Origin of the sequence: Pinirhizobacter sp., from assembly GCF_035317885.1 — a bacterium.
In the GTDB taxonomy this organism is placed as follows: domain Bacteria; phylum Pseudomonadota; class Gammaproteobacteria; order Xanthomonadales; family Rhodanobacteraceae; genus Pinirhizobacter.
The window spans coordinates 1-11,661 of the sequence record NZ_DATHFX010000003.1; the positions used below are offsets into that span (position 1 = coordinate 1).

General features: G+C 66.3%; 1 protein-coding gene. It reads left to right on the top strand.

Annotation, left to right across the window (positions count from 1 at the left end):
• On the top strand, positions 1-11,661 hold an 11,661-nt coding region (locus VK519_RS00020; protein WP_324346441.1), incomplete at both ends, for a beta strand repeat-containing protein.

The window sequence follows — 11,661 nt, forward strand, 5'->3', positions numbered from 1 at the left end:
ACCAGAGTCCGGATTTCCTCGCCACCACGCAGGGCAAGACCGACGACAGCACCGGCGGCTTCGGCATCGATACCCTGCTGGGCAAGATCCCCGTGCTTGGCGACCTGCTCAAGACCGGCCAGAAGGAAGAAGGCTCGACCGAGCAGGCGGGCAATAGCGAATCCAAGCCCAAGGTAGCGGTGGGCGTGGCCGGCAGCGCCACCGTCGGCATTGGCAACGTCGATACCAAGGCGTTCATCACCGGCGCCACCATCGACAAGAACTCAGGCGCCGCCTCGGATATCGATGTCACCGCGCTGAACCAGACGGACCTCATCAGCGCCAGCGGCTCGGCGGCGCTTGCCACGGCCAAGACCGATGGCAAGGCCAGCGCCGGCATTGCCGGAGCGGTGGCGTATAGCTTCATGGACAACGACACCCAGGCCTGGCTCGATGGCGTCACCGCCAGCCATGCCGGCGACGTTACTGTGCAGGCGCTCTCGGGCGGGTCGATCGTCGACCTGGGCCTGGGCCTTGCCTACAACAAGAACAGCGACCAGAAGAGCGGTTCGGTGGCGGGTTCGTTCTCCATCGGTACCACCAGCAACAGCACCACGGCGGACATCCGTAATTCAACGCTGACCGCGGCGGATGACAGCGCGAAGGTCGACGTCACCAGCTACGACCACACCGACATCGGCGCCGGCGGCGGCGCCTTCGCCATCGGCGGCAGCAAGGGCGTGGGTATTGGTGTCACCTATACGGACATCGGCAACACCAATACCGCCGGTATCCACGGCAGCACGCTTGACGGCTTCGGCGATACCTCGGTGGAAGCACTCAATGCCGCGCGCATTGCCTCGGCTTCCGTGGCTGGCGCGCTGTCTGCCGGCGACAACAGCCTGGAGCTCACCGGCGCCTTCACCTTCAACACCATCCACAACGACAACGAAGCCACCATTACCGGCTCCACCATCAGTGACGGCCATGGCGATGTCGTGGTCAGTGCTATCGGCGGAGCGCCGGTGGCGGCGTACGACACGTTGCTCACGGGCAATGGCAAGTCCATCGCCGACGTGATCGACTTCAGCGGTGGCCCGCTGGCCCAGCAGGGGGATGTCGGCTCGGCGATCTTCGCCGTATCCGGCGCATTGTCCGGCGGTAGCGATGCCGTGGGCCTGTCGTTTGCCTACAACAGCATTGCGAACACCTATGCCGCGTCGCTGGTCGGCGGCAACACGAACACCACGGGCGACGTCGCCGTCAATGCCATCGACAGCACGCGCATCTTCGCGCTGGCCGCCGGCATCGGTGCGTCGGACGGCGACTTCGCCGGCGCGGGCTCCGTCACCGCCAACTTCATCAATGACAACGTCTCGGCCACCATCGGCGACACGGCGGCCAGCAGCACAACCACGACGGTGAATGGCGCCACGGTGTCGGCCAAGGCCGACAACGCTGCCACCATCGACACCCTGGCTGGTGCGATCTCCATCTCCACCAGCGGTGATTCGGCCGGCCTCGCAGTGGCCTTCGATGAGATCGGCAACCAGACCTCGTCCACGATCGCCAACGCCAAGGTCACGACCACGGGCACCGCGGTTGCTACCGGTTGCGACGCGACCACGGCATCGGTTTCTGCCAGCGCCTGTTCCACCGGCACCATCAATGCCGCCGCCGTGGGCGTGGCCGGTGCCGACGGCGTGGCCCTGACCGCCTCGCTCGCCATCAACGACATCGGCCTGCAGGACACCGGTGCCATCGGCAGCCTGTCCGACGCGCTCCGCAACACATACACCAAAGCCACCATCACCGGCAGCGACATCAGCACTGCCAGCGTGGGCGTGCACGCCAACGATTCGAGCACCATCAACGCCCTGGCTGGCGGCATCGCCGCATCCACCCAGGCCGCCGCTGGTGCGGGCTTCGCGCTGGAGAACATCGGCGCCAATACCTCGGCCACTTTCAGCGATAGCACGCTACAAGCCACCGGCGCGGTGAACGTGGGCGCCGATTCCACAGGGTCCATCAATGCCCTGGCCGTGGGCGGCGCGATCTCCGGCGACATCGCCGTGGGCGTTTCGGTCAGCGGCAACATCATCGGCAACCACACGCAGGCTACGGTCGACGGCATCACCGGTTACAACGGCGCCGCGCGAGCCACCATGCACGACCTCTCCGTGAACGCCACCGACAGCGCGGCCATCAACGCCTACGCCGGCACCTTGGCCATCGGCTTTGAAGGTGCCGGCGTGGGCGCGGCATCCACCGTGAACACGATCGCCAACATCACGCATGCCACGTTGAGCAATTCCACGCTCGATGTCTCGGCCAGCACGGATGTGGAAGCCTCCTCCGAGGCCGTGATCCAGACCGTGGCCGCCGCGGCTTCCGGTGGTGAAGGGCTTGGCCTGGCCGGCGCTCTCACCGTCAACACCATCGACAACGACATCGATGCCAGCGCCACCGGCAACGACCTGGACAGCAGCGGCAACGTGACCACCATCAAGGCCACGGACGACGCGAAGATCCTTTCGATGGCAGGTTCCATCGGTGCCTCGGCCGGCGCCGGCGTCGGTGCTTCGATCGCTGTCAACGACATCGGTACCAAGACTGTCGCCGAGCTCAGCGGCGGCACGTGGCACGCCAGGGACATCACGATCTCGGCCACCAGCACCAATCCGAACGCCGAAGGCAGCGACCCGGCGCACCAGCTCGACGCCAACATCCAGACCATGGCCGCCGGTGTAGGCGGCGGGCAGGTGGGCGGCGCAGCTTCCGCCGCGGTGAACATCTCCACCGCCACGATCCGTGCTGACATCACCGGTGGCGCCCATGTCACCGCCGAGAACAATGTGGGCGTACTGGCGGCCAACCGCCAGGGCGTGGACGTGTTCGCCGGCAGCCTGGGGATAAGTGCCGACGCGGTAGGCCTTGGCATCGGTGCGGTGGTGAACTACCTCAACGACAGTACCTCGGCTTATATCGACGGCGGGTCCAGCGTCAACGCGCTGGCCAAGGACGCTTCCGACACGCTCGCCGTGAACAGCGGCACGCTGGCCCATGCGTCGGACCTGGACGTTTCCCAGATCCACGACGCGTCCGACTACGTGAATCCGGATCTTTCGCAGACCCAGGCCAACGTGTCGGGCCTGGCCGTGAACGCGGCCTCGTCGCAGGCGGTAACCACGCTCGGCGTCAGCGCCGCGGTGGCGTTCGATCCGTTCGGCTCTGCGGCCATCAGCGCCATGGCCAACGCCAATGTGCTTGGTGGCGGCACGCACGCCTACATCAATGGCGCCAGCATCAACCAGTCCAACACCGGTGCGGGCGCACAGCAGAGCGTTGACGTGCGTGCCAGCAGTCACGCCTACGACGCCGCCTTCGTGGCCGGCGTGGCCGCCGGTGCGACCGACGTCGCCGCCACTGGCGCGATAGGCGTCAACACCTTCAATCGCAGCACCAAGGCTGAGATCACCAACACCACGCTCACCAGCCGTGGCACCACCAACGTCGCCGCCGAAGCCAGCCAGCGCAGCGTCGATGCGGTGGTCGGCCTGGCTGCCGGGCTTGTCGGCGGTGCGGGCACGGGCGTCACCAACGTCTTCAATGCCGATACCGAAGCCAATGTTTTCGGCGGCTCGCTCACCACCGGCTCGCTCGCCATCGGCGCGCACGACGAGACCGACGCCAACATGATCGGTGGCGCCGGCGCCTTCGGCGGCGTGGCCGTGGCCGGCACCTTCCTGCTTTCGTCCTCGACCAATACCACCCTGGCAACGCTGGGCAGCACTGCCGGCGATACCGCGGTGCATACCAGCGGTGCGGTGGGTGTCAACGCCACGTCCGACGTGAACCTTGGCAGCACCATGGTCAGCGGTGCTGGAGCGGGCGGCCCAGCGATAGCCGGCATGGCGTCGTTCACCATCGTGGGCAATACCACCAAGGCCACCACCGAGAAGCTTCGCCTGGACCAGGGCAGTGGCGATGCGGGTGCGCAAGCGCTGAACGTGCATGCCACCGAGAACATCCACCTGGTACCCAACGCCGCCAGCGCGGCACTTTCCCTCGGCAGCGTCGGCGTGGGCGCTGTCGCCAATGTAGCGCTGCTGGAAAGCAACGTGGCAGCCTCGGTGCTGGACAGCACGATCAAGTCGGCCGGCACCGTGGATGTCGCCGCCGTCAGCAACAAGACGCTCGACGTCACCACCGTGTCGGGCGCCCTGGGCGCCGATGCCGGCATCAGCGGCGCGCTGGGCCTGGTGATCGTGGGCAATGGTTCGCTCAACGGCAACGAGGCCGGGGACGATCCGCTTTCCGAACTGGACAAGGGTGGCAACGGCAGCCTGACGTCCATGAACAGCTTCGGTGGTTCGTCCAACGTGAGCAGCGCGCAGATGGGCGGGCAGCTTAGCGACAGCGACGCGGCCGCCATCAATGCCGCCAGCAAGGTGTCGCTGCTGGACAGCAACCACAATCTCAACCGCACGCAGGACGGCACGCAGGCGCTGGTGTCAAATTCGTCCATCACCACCGTGGGCCTGAACGTTACCGGCACCGGCACGACCTCGGTGACCAACGTGGTGGGCAACCTGGCCGGCGGCGGTTTCCTGGGTGCCGGCGGTGCGATCGGCTTCAGCGTGGTCAACCAGGCCATCGGTGCCCATGTGGACACCAGTTCGACGATCGATGCCACGGGCCTGGTGAAGGTCAGTGCCAAGGCGAACAACGGTACGGCCACGGCTTACTCGCCCACGGGCGCGGAAAGTGGCAGCTACAGCGTGGCCACCAGCGCCTACCAGGGCGCGGCGGGCCTCGTGGGCCTGGGCGCGGCGGTGTCCATCTCGCAGCTCAACAACCAGGTGAACGCCAGCCTCGACGGCGACATCACCGGCCACGGTTCGAACGCGGTGAACATCTCGGCCGAGGACGACAGCGCGGTGGCGGCACGTGGCGGCGGCCTGGTCGCCGGCGGCGCGGCTGCCGGCGTGGTGGTGTCGCAGGCGCAGAAGAACGGTTCGGTAAACGCGGGTATCGCCGCCAACACCACCATCGGCAACAGCGGCGCGCTGAGCATCAGCGCCACCAGCCAGGGTTCAAGTTCCGCCAAGGCAACGGCAGTCACCGCGGGCCTTCTGCTTGCTGCCAACGGTGCCGATGCCAACGCCAGCGATGACGAAACCATCTCGGCGACGATTGGCAAGAGCGCCAACATCACCGCCACCTCCATCGCCCTGCAGGCCATGGACCAGCCGGACGTGGAAGCCGATGCCTTCGGCGTGGCCGTATCCGGTGGCGTTTCCATCGGTGCTTCGGTGGCCACGGCCGATGCCGGCACCCACGTCACCACCCTGGTGGACGACAGCGCAACGCTGACTTCGAACGGCGCCACGACGCTGTCGGCCACCAGCGGCGCCACCACCACCGGCGGCGTGCGCGCCAAGGCCGTGGGCGGTGCCGGCGGCCTGCTGCTGGGCGCCAATGCCAGCGTGGCCAAGGCCACATCGGAAGCGCAGGTCAGCGCCACCACGGGGACCGGCGTACACCTGCCGATGGGCATGATCGCCATCAGCGCGAACAACATCAGCTATCAGGACGCCTCGGCCACCGCTGGCGCGGCGGGCCTGGTGGGCATCGGTGCGGCCGCGGCCGATGCCGAGGCCTCAGGCAGCACGGTCGCAGGCCTTGGCGCTTCGAATACGTCGGCGACCACGCGCAACGCCGACCTCGCCATTGCCGCCCTAGGCACGGACGACAACGAAGCCGACGCCACCGCCGGCAGCGGCGGCGTGATCTCCGGCAACGCGGCCGTGGCCAGCACCTCCAACACCACCACCACCACCGCTTCGATCGGCGACAACGCCAACGTGCACGCCGCGGCCATCGAAATGGGCGCCCTGCACAACGACAACTACGCCGTCGAAGTGAACGCGGTGGGCGCGGGCATCGCCAACATGAGCGGTGCCTTCGCCTCCAGCACGGCGACCAACAACGTCAATGCCACGGTGGGCAGCAATGCCAGGCTCTATGCCACCGGCTACGTCGACATCGGCAGCAGCAATGTGTTCGCCAATGTCGGCACCCACCAACAGGTACAGGGCGGTGGCGGCGGCGTGCTCTCCGGTGCCGCGGCCGATAACACCACCACGCTCACAGGTACGTCCACGGCCAGCATCGGCGGTTCCACCACCATCGTTTCGGGCCTGGACAGCGGCATGGCCGACCAGTTGGCCACCAAGTACGACGGCCTGACCTACACCGGTGGCACCGACCTCTTCGCCAATCCGGGTCGCATCCGCCTGGGTGCCAGCAGCCAGATCATTGCCAACGACACGGTGTCGCTGGATTCCGGTGGCGCGGTAGCAGGCGCGGGCGCAAGCGATTCGCTCACCGTGAACGTCACCAACAACGCCACCGTAGGCAACGACGACAAGCTGCTGACCAACGGCGACATCGGCATTGGCACGTATACGCAGTCCACCACCACGCAATCGGCGCTCACCCACACTTATGGCGGTGGTGCGTTGGGTGATTCTTCGGCGTCCACCACGATCAACAGCACCCAGTCGGTGGGCGTGGGCACCAACGCCATGCTGCTGGGCTTCGGCCAGATCAACCTCACTGCAGGCATGGATCCGTCGGGCTTCATTCCGTCGCTGTTCTCGGCCGATACCATCGGCCAGTCGTATGTGATCGGGCTGATCGCCATCGCCACGGGCTCGGCCAACACCACCATCCATAGCAACGCCACCACCACTATCGGTGCCGGCGCGAACGTGCTTGGCGGTGCTGACATCAGCCTGGGCAGCTACCGCGGTACCAACAGCGTTAGCGCCGAGGGTACGGGCCACGGCTATGAGCTCGGCTTCATCCCGGTCACCAGCGACGACAGCAACGCGCGCGCCGATGGCAGCGAGGCGCTGGCCCTGGCGGGCAATGTCACCGCCGGCATCTACGCCGACAGCAGCATCGCCATCGATGCCAACGGACAGCTGACGCACAGCACCGGAGCCCCCGTCCAGGTTACGTACTCGGCGAACTTCAGCCCGTGGAATTACATCAACAATCATTTGGCCGGCCTCTCCGACAACACAGACAGCAGCGGCAATAGCGGCGTCCCCATCGTCACCGGCCAGGGCGCGCCGACAGCGCCGACCGGCGTGGGTGTGCAGAACAGCAACGTCAACGACGACGGTACGCAGACGGGCACGACCGTCGGCACCACCACGGGTACCAACCCGGGTTCGGTCACCGGCAACCCGGACGACCTGTCGGTGGGCGACATCCTGAAGGGCACCACCACCAGCGGTACCACCCCGGCCTATACGCTGGGATCGCTGTATGCCGCGGGCGGCAACGTCACCGTGCACGCCGGCAGCATCACCGGCAGCGGCGCGCTCAATGCGCACGGCAGCCCGTCGATCAGCGTTACCAACGCCAGCGCCGACTACCTGGTGCTCAACGACATCACCATCCCCACCGGCGGCGGCGGCGCGGTGACCTTCACCGGCAGCGCCAACGACAGTTCCGACACGGCGATGCACGTGAACCGGGATACCAGCAACGTCGCACCGTCGATCACGCTCAACAACAGCTACACCGGCAGCGTGAACAACACCCCGGCCAGCGTCACCCAGGGTCCGGCGATCTTCCTGGGCGGCACCATCTCGAACCTCGATGGCCTGGTGGACATCAGCAATGCGTCGGGTTCGGTGGGCCAGTTCGCGCCGATCTCGGCGCAGCAGATCAAGGAGTTCGTGCCCAACGGGGCGGTGGCGGTCTATCTGCCCGACGGTACCTACCACTCCGGTGCGGATCCGGTGGCGTCGTACCAGCCGTACCAGATCAACCTGGGGGATGCGAACTCCGCGATCATGTACGTGGCCAACGCCATCTACAACCCCAATGGCGCCTATACCGACGCCAACGCCTTCACCTCAATGCTGTACAACCAGGCCGGTGGCGGCAACATCGGGGGCGTTTCGCTGATGTTCCTCGGCCAGTGCGCGCCGTACGCGAACAGTGCCTGCGGTTCCAATCCAAGCTCGGGAAGTTTCAACTTCCACAATCAGTCTTTGCCGCTGATCTACACCCTGGCCACCAGCACCAGCCAGGCGACTGATCCCACCCCGACGACGGCGGGCGGGGCTTCGGCCCTCACCGCCCAGACGGTGGCGGTGAACGCCAAGTGGATCGACATCGACAGCCAGATCACGGCTGGCCGTCCGACCACGTACACCATCACGCTCGATACGCAGGTGCAGACGTTCATCAATGCGCAGACCCCGGGCCACGGCATCGTCGACGTGCCCACGTCTGCCTGGTGCGTGTCCGGCGGCGCCACCTGCTCGCCGCACCTGGTGCAGTACGACACCGATTCCGGGCATATCGTCGTCAACAACGTCAATGCCTCGGGCGGCGGCTTCGTCTCGCTGGACGGCGGCATCATCAGCACCAAGGCGATCGGCCAGATCACCATCAACGATGGTTATGGCCACGTCACCGTGAACAACAACCTCACCAATGTCCCCGTGCAGATGGCGGACATCAACACCGGCAACAACGCGGTGGGCGAGCTGAAGATCACCGATCACTTCAAGACTTACAATGTGGGTGGCAACAGCGTCTACCAGACCTTCTGGTACGTCGACACCCAGGGCTCGGGCACCAAGGTCTATACCAACTCCAACGGTGCCACGGACGTCGCCAGCGCCGTGCAGTTCACCGGTTTCACCACCGACAGCCAGGGTATCCAGTACGACCCCACCGCCGGCCTGCGTTACCAGTGGCAGCAGCAGGTGAACCTGTCGCGCCCGATACCGACCCTGGACACCATCACCAACTGGCAGTACGTCGATGCCTCGGGCACAGCCGTAAGCACGCCGCAGTACTTGCTGATCTCCAGCGGCGTCACCACCAGCTCCACCGACCACGATGCCTTCGACGAGCACATGACGGCTTCGGCAAGCCTGGGCACGGTGAACAACGGACAGTTCCTGTCGGCGGTGGACGTGTACTACCACGGCTGCGGCGACGACCTTGGCTCAGGCTGCCACTACGGCTTCAGCAAGACCGACCAGGCCGCCGGTGCCGGCGTGTGGGAATACCGGTACTTCGAGGACGCCCAGATCAACCTGACGAGCTCCGTCAAGGCCGACTACACCTTCCACATCAACTTCCAGGGCAATGCCTCGGGCCAGGTCAACATCAACTCGGCCTCCAACGTGTTGCTCGGTGGCAACATCTATAACCCCACCGGCAGCACCAGCATCCTGGCGACGCAGGGCAACGGCGGATCGATCACCGGCAGCGCCTCCGGCGGCATCACCAGCAACGGCCTCACGCTCAAGGCCACCGGCAGTGTCGGTGACGCCAGCAACCCGCTGAACGTGGTGATGACCGGCGGCAAGCTGTCGGTGGACGCCGGTGCCGCGGGCACGAACATCGCCGCGACCACGGCGCTCGACCTCGACCACGTCACGGCTGGCAATGCCACCACCGGGTACGGCGATGTCACGCTTACCTCCGGCGGCAGCATCACCGGCGGCAGCGGCACGGCGATTACGGGTCGCGACATCACCCTTAGCGCTGGCGGTGCCATTGGTGGCGCGCTCAATGGCGGCAATCCGCTGGTGATCGCCGCCCATGCCACCACCGCGGCCGACCACAGCCTGGACCACGGCGTGGTGAACCTGGACGCGCTCAACGACATCAACGTGCGCCAGACCGGCGGCGACCTCCTGGTCGGGCTGATCAAGTCCGAAGGCGGTTCGGTGAATGTGGACGTGCCCGACGGTTCGATCGTGGATGCCGCCGGCATCACCTCCGGCCAGGCGCTGTCCACGGACCAGCTGAAGACGGTCAGCGAGACCTTGCACCTGACCACCGCCGACGACAACGGCGCCATCGCCGCGGCCACCAAGCAGCGCATCGAGCAGACGGCCGACGGTTACTACACGCAGTACCAGGGCCTGATGGACAATGGCCAGGTGGTGGGCGGTACGTTCGTGCTTAATAGCTCGAAGCTTGATCTTTACCGTTCGCTTGCTGCGGCCGAGCTCGGCCACGCCGCAAGCGATGCCGATGTCCAGGCCTACGCGGCTGGTCGTTACACCACCTACAACACCTACTTCACGGGTTTGATCGGCGCGGATTACGCCACGACCGCCAAGTTCACCACGCCGGTGGCCGCGTTCAATTACGTGGCCGACGACGCCCAGGTACAGGCGCTCACCGACAACGCGTTCTGGAAGGAAGGCTGGCTGACGAGCGCGGTGAACAACGCCGCGCTTACCGATCCGGGTAACAAGCCGGTGGGTAGCGCGGCGCCGAACATCCAGGGCCGCAACGTTACCCTGACCGCGAAGAAGAACATCGGCGCACTGGGCGATACCGCCACCATCGCAGCCAGCGCGCTGATCGACGGTACGGTGAGCGACGCCGACGCCGCGGCACTGGCCGCCGCCAACGCACCGGGAGACATCACCCTGGTCCGTGACTCAAGCGGCGCGCTGGTAAGCATTCAGGTGCGCCAGACCCAGCCGCTGTTCCTCACCGCCGGCGGCACCGTGGCGGCGTCGAACCAGGCGGGCTCGGGTGGCTCGATCTACCTGCAGGCCAACGGCGACCTCAACCTTGCCGGGATCATTTCCGACAAGGACGTAAGCCTGGTGGCGGTGGGCAACATCAACAACACCCTCACCGATCCGAACCAGGCGGTGATCAAGGCCAATGGCGATCTCACCATGCTGGTGGGTTCGGGCAGCAGCATCGGCAACGTGGCAAGTACCACCGGTGGCGTGACCACCGCTGAGCGCGCGGTGTCCTATGACATCGGCGGTACCTTGCTGGCGGCGGACGCCAGCCAGGACGTCGTACTGCGCGCCCTGAACCACGACCTCGTCTTCGATCGCATCGGCGGCAACGGGCAGATGGTGCTGCATACCCTGGGCAACATCGAGCAGGCGCTCGATGGCCTGGCGCTTACCGGCCGCGGCATCACGCTGGACGCGGGCGGCAATGTCGGATACCTCGGCGACAACAGCAAGTTCCTTCAACTCTCCACGGGCACCGGTACGGTCGATGGCACCGTGGGCGGCTTCGTGCGCCTGGATGACACCACCGCGACCGCGCTGAACATTGGCACGCTCACCGTCGGCGGCAACGTGGATGTGGTGGCCGAAGGTGATCTCAACATTACGTCGCTCTCATCCACCGGGGGCTACCTCAACGCCTCCAGCGGTATCGATGCTGTCGTCGGCGCCGTGCAAGCCAGCGGCCCCGTCGACCTTACCGCCGTGGGCGATCTCACCGTGGGCAGTGCCACTAGCGCCGCGACCTCCGGCGTCGGCGCCACGCTCGAGGCCGGCAAGGCGATCATCGCCACCGACGACGGCAGCCACCAGGCCAATGTCACGGTAGGCGACGGAGCATCCGTACTGCTTCAGTCCGGCACCGGCATCGGCTCCCCGCTGCGTGTCCACGGCGGTGACCTGACCGCCACGGCGGACCATGGCGATATCGACCTTGCCATGCTCACCGACCTCATCGGCGGCAGCATCGATGCCACCACGGGCTCGGTGACGCTTACCGGTACAGGCGCGATCAACGGCAGCTCGATCCACGCCGGCCAGTCGGTGGATGCCACCGCGACGACCATGTTCAACGTGGGCACGGTACTCG